Source organism: Promicromonospora sp. NPDC057488 (genome assembly GCF_042802395.1).
In the GTDB taxonomy this organism is placed as follows: domain Bacteria; phylum Actinomycetota; class Actinomycetes; order Actinomycetales; family Cellulomonadaceae; genus Promicromonospora.
In genome coordinates this window covers 1-7663 of record NZ_JBHVEG010000242.1, presented here as the reverse complement: position 1 = coordinate 7663, position 7663 = coordinate 1, and the positions used below count along the sequence as shown (strand labels likewise).

Genomic DNA, 7663 nt, shown 5'->3' with positions numbered 1-7663 from the left:
CGTCCCCACGGGGCGCGCGGCACACGCCCACCCCGCACCACGACCCCGCACCACCACCGAGGAGTCCCGTGACCGACCCCAACCCCTGGCCCGACCGTGCCGACCTGGCCCAGCGCGGCCTGGACCACTTCTTCGGCGCGCCGGAGCCGCAGCTGCTCGACAACACCTACCCGGTCGGGGACAACTCGACGTTCAACTACTGGTGGCTCGCGCACGTCATCGACGCGCGGCTGGACGCGTACGAGCGCACGGGGCGGCAGGAGTGGCTCGCGGCGGCCGAGGCGACCAGCGCCAACCTGCGCTCGCGCAACGAGGGCTCCCTGTTCAACGACTACTTCGACGACATGCTCTGGTACGCGCTGGCCTTGGAGCGCCTGGCGCGGGCGACAGAGCGGCAGGAGCCGCTGGACGACGCCCGCGCCATCTGGGCGCACGTCGTCGAGCACGGGTGGAACGAGACCCACGGGGCCAGCGTCGCGTGGCGCAAGCAGCAGCTCTACTACAAGAACACGCCCGCCAACGGGCCGTTCGCCATCCTGTCCGCGCGCCTGCACGAGCACGACCCGGACCCGCGGTACCTGGACCACGGCACGGTCGCCTTCGACTGGATCACCGCCACGCTGGTGGGGCCCGACGGGTTCGTGGAGGACGGCATCAACCGCGAGGGCGACGGCCGCATCGACACGCAGTGGCGGTTCACCTACAACCAGGGCCTGTACATCGGGGCCGCGGTGGCGCTCGACGCCGTGCTGCACCGGCCGGAGCTCGTCGCCGCGGCCGTGCGGACCGCGACGACGGCGATCCGCGAGCTCGCGCCGGACGGCGTCGTCGGCAGCGAGGGCTCCGGCGGCGACGAGGGCCTGTTCAAGGGAGTGTTCTACCGCTACCTCGGCACGCTCCTGGGCCGGCTCGGCCAGGACTCGCCCGACGCCGCGCCGCTCGTGGGCTTCGTCCGCACGAGCACCGACGCGCTGTGGGCCACGGGGCAGCGCGACGGGTCGCTGCTGGCGGGGGACGACTGGCGGCTGCCCGCGCAGCCGCCGGTGCACTACTCGACGCAGGTCAGCGCGATCATGGCGCTGGAGCAGCGCGCCGCGATCGAGGCGGCACGGTGACCTGGCCAGGGTAGATTCCGCTGTCATATCCATTCGGTGAAAGGGCATCCGTGAGCCAGCCGCTCTACCTCGAGGTGTACGAGAAGCTCCGTGACGCGATCCACGCGGGCACGTACCGCGTCGGTGACCGGATGCCCGCCGAGGCCGAGCTCACCAAGCAGCTCGGGGTCAGCGCGATCACCCTCAAGCGCGCCATGGACCTGCTGCGCGACGACGGCTACATCACCCGCCGCCCCCGGCTCGGCACCGTCGTGGTGAGCGAGACCGCCACGAACGACGCCGGCCCGGGCGGCGGGCCCAGCCCGCTGATCGGCTGCGTGCTGACCGACTTCGACGACACCTTCGGCACCCGGGTGCTGGCGGGGCTGCTCGACGCGTCGGGAACCACCGCCAACCTCGTGGTCAAGCGCAGCCTGGGGGACGGGCAGGCCGAGGGCGACCTGGTGCGCTCCCTGGTGGCGGACGGCGTCCAGGGGCTGATCCTGGAGCCCAGCTCGTCGCAGTACGTGCCCCCGGCGGTCCTGGAGCTGATCACCCAGCAGTTCCCGGTGACCATCCTGGACCGGGTGTTCGACGGCGTCCCGGTCTCGTCGGTCTGCTCCGACAACGTCTCCGCGGGCCGCCAGGCGGCCGAGACCCTGTTCGCCGCCGGGTACGATCACGTGGGCCTGGTCTCGGCGGCGAGCACGGTCTCGACCGTGCAGGACCGGCTCGACGGCGTCGTCGACGCGCACGCCACCCGGCACGTGCCGTTCGACCCGGCGCACCAGTTCCGGCAGGTGCGCTCCACGGTGCCGGGCAGCGGCGTCGCGCCCGAGGACGACATCGCCGAGCTGGAGAAGTTCCTCGCCGCGAACCCGGGCCTGACCGGGGTGGTCGCCACGGAGTACAACATCGCGGTGCTGCTGCGGGAGGCCGCTCAGCGGGCCGGCCGGGACGTCCCGGGTGACCTCGGCATCGTCTGCTTCGACCACCCGGACGCGTTCTACGACCAGGCCCGCTACCGGTTCACGCACATCCGCCAGGACGAGTCGCGCATGGGCGCCGACGCCGTGCGGCTCGTGCTGGCCCAGCTCCGCGACGCCGGGCAGGTCACCAAGGTGACGCTGCCGACCGAGCTGGTGCCGGGCAGCTCGACGCGCTGACCGGCGTCCGTCAGTCCGTCAGTCCGTCAGGACGTGGGCCGGGCGAGCAGGTCCTCGACGGACGTGCCCGGCACCGACACGGTGACCTGCGTGTCCCACGGGTCGGCGACGGTCACCGAGCGGCCGTCGTCGGCGAAGGGGAGGGCCGCCGCCCGCAGGCGCGCGGTCAGGGCGTCGAGGTCCTCGCGGCCCGGCACCGTGATGGCGACGTCGCCCAGCCCGAGGCTGGCGGCGCGCGGCCCGGCGCCCGCGCTGTTCCACGTGTTCATGGCGATGTGGTGGTGGTACCCGCCCGCCGAGGCGAACAGTGCGCCGGGGAAGTCCGCGAGCGTGGCCTCCAGGCCGAGCGCGTCCACGTAGAACGCCCGCGCCGTGGGGATGTCGCCCACCTGCAGGTGCACGTGGCCGACCTGGCCGGACCGGCTGGGCGCGGCGTCCAGCTCGGCCTCGGTCAGGTGCGAGCGCAGGTACGCGTTCGGGTCCAGCCACGCGCTGCCCATCTTGATCTGCCCGCGCTCCCGGACCCACTGGTCGCGCGGCCGGTCGACGTACAGCTCGACGCCGTTGCCCTCGGGGTCGGTGAAGTAGAACGCCTCGCTGACCAGGTGGTCGCTGGACCCGGTGAACGTGCCCCGGGGGTCCTGCACCGCGCGGTAGACGGTGGCGGCCAGCGCCGCGGCGTCGTCGAACAGGAGGGCCGTGTGGAACAGCCCGGCCTGCCGGTGGTCGCCCGCGGGCAGGCCGGGGGTGTGCACCAGGCGCAGCATCGGCGTGCTGCCCCGCCCCAGGACGCGGTGCACCTCGCGGCCCTGGCTGCGTTCCTGCAGCGGCTCGAGCGCGAACGCCGAGCCGTAGTAGGTGGACATCACGTCCAGGTCGCCGACCCGCAGGGTGACGGCGTCCATGGCCATGGCCGGGGTGATGACCCGCTCGTGCACGGCGGGCGGTTCGGTCGGGCGGTCCATCGTGTGCTCCAGTCCGGGTCGGTGCGGGTCGGTGGTCGCGGCTCGGCTCAGCGGGCGACGGCGAGGCCGCCGGTCCAGGGGAGCTGCTCGCCGACGGCGAGGGTGAGCTGCAGGAACCCGATGGCCTCCAGCTCGTGCGCGCGCTCCAGCGAGCCGGCGTCGATCGCGGCGAGGTCGGAGGACGTGACGGCCGAGATCAGCGCCTGCTTGGCGGCGGCGTCGTCCCCGGCGACCAGCACCGTGGTGGGCAGGTCGCCCACACGCTTGGCGCCGAGCGTGGCGGCGAACGTGGTGTTGAACGCCTTGAGCACGTGGCTGGCGGGCAGCTTGGCCTGGAGCTCGGCGGCGGCCGAGGACCCGGCGGGCACGACCAGCGAGTCGAAGGTCTCGAAGTTCAGCGGGTTGGTGATGTCCACGACGACCTTGCCGGCGAGCTGCTCGGCGTAGGCGGACGCGATGGAGTCCAGGGCGGGGTAGGGGACGGCGAGGACCACGATGTCGCCCGTGACCGGCGCGGTGCCGACCTCGCCCTTGGCGATGTGGGCGACGTCGTGCCCGCCCCCGGCGAGGACGCCGCCGATCGCGTTCGCCATCGCGCCGGTGCCGATGATCGTGATGCTGGCCATGTGCTGCTCCTTCGGACGCGGTCCGGAGGGCCCGGACCAGATTGTTGTACCTACAAGCACCGACCATAGACCCATTTAGTTGTAGGTGCAACCACCTGATAGAGTGGGGGCATGAGCGAACGGCAGCTGCGGTACCCCGAACGGGTGGCCGTCGCACGCCTGCACGCGCTGCTCGAGCTGCTGCCCACCGCGCTGGACAAGCGCATGCAGCCCGCGGGACTCACGTCGTTCGAGTTCACGCTGCTGGAGGCGCTCGCGGAGGCCGACGGCGGCAAGCTGCGGCTCAGCGCGCTCGCCTCGCGCACCAACGCCACGCTCGCCCGCCTGTCACGCGTGGTCACGGGGCTGGAGCGCAAGGGCCTCGTGCGGCGCGCGCCCTGCCCCGAGGACGCGCGGGCGACCAACGCGGTGCTCACCGACCAGGGCCGCCAGGTCTACCGGGACGGCACCGGGCTCTACGCCGACGCGGTGTCCAGCATGATCCTCGACGGCCTCTCCGAGGGCGACGTCGACGACCTGGCCCGGCTCGCGTTCGCGATCCTCACGAGGCTGGACCCGGACCGCCGGCTGGCGGTCACGGCGGCGCCGGACGGTGAGGCGTGCGCGGCGGATCCTGCGGCGCCGGACGGAGAGGCGTGCGCGGCGGACCCGGCGGCGCCGTCCGGCGTGGTTCGTGGGCTCGGCTCGGCCGACCTGGCCGCCCCCGCGGCCCTGGCTGGGCTTGTGTCGAGCGGTGGCCCAGCGGACCCGGCCGCCGTCGTCGACCCGGAGCAGCTCGCCGCCGAGGCATGCCCGGCCGACCCGCCCCGCCCGCGCCCGTAACGAAGGTGCGCCTCTACCCAGTCATTGGGCCCGAAATCACGCCGATCCCGGGCCTAATGGCTGGGTGGAAGCGCACTTCCCGTGGGTGCCCGCGTCGGGCGGCCGACCGGCGGGATCGGCGGGAGTCCGTGCGGCCACCTCGAACCGGCCGCCGACACCGCTGTCATCGAATGGGTGTATTTCATCCTATTGTCCTGTAGGTTTTGGGTGAAATCACGAGCGCCTGGGGGCAACGTCGCGCCCAGGGGGAGGAGCCCATCGATGTCGATGTTCCGTCGTACCGGACCTGTCCTGCTGGCCATCGCGGTGATCGCCGGCCTGCAACCGGTCGCCCTGGCGCACGCCGGGCCACTACCCACCGAACCCACCGCTTCCGTACCGGTGTCCGCGACAACCCAGGCGGACGACGTCGACGCGGCCACCGCCGTGGCCGACGCCCGGGTGTCGGCCGACGTGCTGATGGACTCCTACGACCCGGAGAAGGCGTGGTTCGCGTCGAGCTGGTGGAACTCCGCCGTCGCGCTGCAGACCATCGGCGACTACATGAAGCGCACGGGCGACCAGCGCTACCTCGACGAGCTGGACCACAGCTTCGAGACCAACAAGGGCCCGTTCCCGGCGGGGGAGCGGTCCACCGACGAGATCTACGGCAACTTCACCAGCCGCGCGATCGACGACTCGGGCTGGTGGGGCCTGAACTGGGTCACCGCGTACGACCTGACCGGCGACGAGAAGTATCTCGACATGGCCGTCACCATCGGCGAGTTCATGAACGAGTTCTGGGACACCAGCACCTGCGGCGGCGGCATCTGGTGGAACGAGGAGCGCACCTACAAGAACGCCGTCACCAACGGGCAGTGGATCCGGCTGACCGCCGAGCTGCACAACCGGCTGCCCGGTGACACCCTCTGGCTGGACCGCTCCCAGGAGGCGTGGGACTGGTACGTCGCCAGCGGCATGATCAACTCCGACGGGCTGGTCCACGACGGGCTCCGCGACGACTGCTCCAGCAACAACGACACCGTGTGGACCTACAACCAGGGTCTGGGCATCGGCGCCGCGCTGGAGCTGTACCGGGCCACGGGCGACCCGGAGCTCCTGGAGCAGGCCCGGTACCTGGCCGACTCCGCGCTGGAGTCGGACGTGCTGGTCAAGGACGGCGTGCTGACCGAGTGGTGCGAGGCCGCCGGCCGCAGCTGCGACGACAACCAGAAGCAGTTCAAGGGCATCTTCGCGCGCTACCTGATGGAGCTGGCGGACACCACGGGCGAGCCCGCCTACCAGCAGTTCGTCGCCGACCAGGCGGACTCGATCTGGGCGAACGACCGCGACGTCGTGGGCCGGCTCGGCCTGCGCTGGGCCGGCGCGACCGACACGCAGCCCAACGTGTTCGACTGGCGCACCCAGGCCAGCGCCCTGAGCGCGCTGATCGCCGATGTGCCGCAGGAGCAGCCGCGCCGCACCCTCTCGGCCGCCGCCGCCCCGGCGGTGGTGGCGGTGCTGCCCGCCTCCGGCACGGCCACGCGGACCGGGCTCGACGTCACGGTGGCGGCGACGTCGGCCCGGCCGGAGGCGCTGCCCGTGACCGTGCGGACCTCCGGACCGCGCGGCTGGAAGGTCGCGGCGGACCGGACGCTGCGCCTGAGCCCGACCGGGCACGCCGACCCGGCGCGGGTGACAGTGCCCGTGGACGTGCGGGTCCCCGCCGGCACCGCCGACGGCAGCTACCCGGTGAGCGTCACCGTCACCGCCCGCTCGGGCCTGACCTACACGGCGCGCGCGGAGGTGCTGGTCGCGGGCGTCGTCGACTTCGCGGCCGGCTCGCCCGAGGAGATCCCGTGGCTCTGGGACGCCGGCGGGTCCGGTTTCAGCGGCGGCGGCAGCCGCTACGCCGACGGCGAGAGCGCGTTCGTCTACCGGTTCCCGTTCCCCGAGGGGACGACGTCGGCGCAGGCCACCCTGACGATCGACAACCAGTACGTCGTCGAGGTGGGGCCGGACGGCGAGTCCTGGACCACGGTGCTCACGGAGGACGAGCAGATCCGGGACGGCTCCAACCGCGCCGACCACACGCTCGACCTGACCGAGCACCTCGGCGACGACAACGCCGCCTACATCCGGGTGTCCGACGCGTTCCCGGCCGACGGCTGGGGCGGCGGCGTCTACCACGTGACGGCCACCTACGAGGCGCCCTGACCGATCGGCCTGACCGACGGGCCTGGCCGGGCTGACTGTCGGCCTGGCCGGGTTGGCTGCCGGGCTGGCCGATCGGGGCGACCCCCTTCGAGGCCTAAGTTTCTCGTCTTTGGACAGCTCCAAAGACGAGAAACTTAGGCCTCAAAGGTGAGGTCGCCAGCGGGGGTCGCCGGCAGGGCAGGATGGGCTCATGAGCGAATCCGATGTCTCCGCGATCATCAGCGAGGTCGAGGCCCAGGAGGCCGAGCTCGTGCTGCCCTCCTTCACGCACGACCAGGCCTGGCGCCTCGGCAGCCTGCTCGTCGAGCTGGCCGTCGAGCGCGAGCTGCCCGTGACGATCGACGTCCGCAAGGGCACCCAGCAGGTGTTCCACGCGGCCCGGCCGGGCACCACGCCCGACAACGACTCGTGGGTCCAGCGCAAGGTAACGGTGGTCTACCGCTTCGGCGCGTCGTCCTACCTCGTGGGGCTGCGCGCCAAGGCCAAGGGCACCGACTTCAACGCCACGCACGGCCTGCCCTTCCAGGAGTACTCGGCGCACGGCGGCGCGTTCCCGGTGCGCGTCGAGGGGGTCGGCATCGTCGGCGTCGTGACCGTGTCCGGGCTGGCGCAGCAGGACGACCACGCCCTCGTGGTCGAGGCGCTGCGCGAGCTGGTCGAGGCTCAGCCGCTGGTCTGAGGTGTACCCGCCCGCCAGCGGGCGGATGCTGCGCGTGTCGCGCGGCGTGTCGTGTCTGGGGCGAACCCACGTCCGCGGGGTGTGTTGCTCTGCGTAGACGATGTCTACGCAGAGC

General features: G+C 72.5%; 7 protein-coding genes. 5 read left to right on the top strand and 2 right to left on the bottom strand.

All coding sequences use genetic code 11. The features are described from left to right. Together ACFU5G_RS27965 and ACFU5G_RS27960 are read left to right on the top strand one after the other, a co-directional pair. On the top strand, nt 1–1115 hold a 1115-nt coding region (locus tag ACFU5G_RS27965; protein ID WP_377252043.1), incomplete at its 5' end, for a glycoside hydrolase family 76 protein. Nucleotides 1116–1165: 50 nt separating this feature from the next. Beyond that, nucleotides 1166–2260, top strand: a complete 1095-nt coding sequence (locus tag ACFU5G_RS27960) for a GntR family transcriptional regulator (protein WP_377252041.1) — start codon at nt 1166–1168, stop codon at nt 2258–2260. Between the two features lie 26 nt (nt 2261–2286). Here the strand turns inward: ACFU5G_RS27960 and ACFU5G_RS27955 are convergent, their stop codons facing one another. Then, complete coding sequence (locus ACFU5G_RS27955; RefSeq protein WP_377252039.1) at nt 2287–3225, bottom strand: VOC family protein; 939 nt, start codon at nt 3223–3225, stop codon at nt 2287–2289. Between the two features lie 47 nt (nt 3226–3272). Continuing rightward, nucleotides 3273–3851 (bottom strand): NADPH-dependent F420 reductase, encoded by a 579-nt coding sequence (locus tag ACFU5G_RS27950; RefSeq protein WP_377252037.1) that lies wholly within the window; start codon nt 3849–3851, stop codon nt 3273–3275. Between the two features lie 111 nt (nt 3852–3962). On the opposite strand from ACFU5G_RS27950, the gene ACFU5G_RS27945 reads away from it, so the two are divergent. The 3 genes from ACFU5G_RS27945 (at nt 3963) to ACFU5G_RS27935 (ending at nt 7548) form a co-directional block, all read left to right on the top strand. After that, on the top strand, nt 3963–4673 hold the full coding sequence (locus ACFU5G_RS27945; protein ID WP_377252034.1) for a MarR family winged helix-turn-helix transcriptional regulator: 711 nt from the start codon (nt 3963–3965) through the stop codon (nt 4671–4673). A gap of 261 nt (nt 4674–4934) precedes the next feature. Further along, nucleotides 4935–6869 (top strand): glycoside hydrolase family 76 protein, encoded by a 1935-nt coding sequence (locus ACFU5G_RS27940; protein WP_377252032.1) that lies wholly within the window; start codon nt 4935–4937, stop codon nt 6867–6869. 190 nt (nt 6870–7059) lie between these two features. Continuing rightward, nucleotides 7060–7548: a heme-degrading domain-containing protein gene (locus ACFU5G_RS27935; protein ID WP_377252030.1), complete on the top strand. Its 489-nt coding sequence runs from the start codon at nt 7060–7062 to the stop codon at nt 7546–7548. The last annotated feature ends 115 nt before the right edge of the window (nt 7549–7663 follow it).